Source organism: Halolamina salina (genome assembly GCF_042678005.1).
Lineage (GTDB): Archaea > Halobacteriota > Halobacteria > Halobacteriales > Haloferacaceae > Halolamina > Halolamina salina.
Window position 1 is genome coordinate 8,447 of sequence record NZ_JBHUDH010000149.1, and the last position, 352, is coordinate 8,798.

General features: G+C 71.9%; 1 protein-coding gene. It reads left to right on the top strand.

Annotated elements, in window-relative coordinates:
• The coding region (locus ACFR9S_RS12720; RefSeq protein ID WP_379818817.1) for a hypothetical protein at positions 1–352 on the top strand (352 nt) is incomplete at both ends.

Consider the following 352-nt stretch of genomic DNA (forward strand, 5'->3'; position numbering starts at 1 on the left):
GAGCCGCCCGCCGTCTCCATCACCGTCGACACCACCGGCGGTGCCGCCGACGGCCTCGTCGACGACGTCACGATCCACGCCCGGGTCGCCGAACCCGAGGAACAGGAGGTGGACGATGAGAGCGCCGGCGTTTCGACCCTGTCCAGGGCGCCCACCGAGGACTCCCGGCGATTCACCGCCCTCAGCATCGACCCGGGCCGCCCGGTCGACTTCGACGCCGCCGGACTGCCGCTCGACCGTGTCGACGGCGAGGCGCTCACCTTCGACGAACTCTCGGCGAGCAGTTCGAACCGGACGTTCTCGGTGACCGCCGAGGCGGCGGGGACCGACGAGGTGCGGTCGTCGGTAGTCG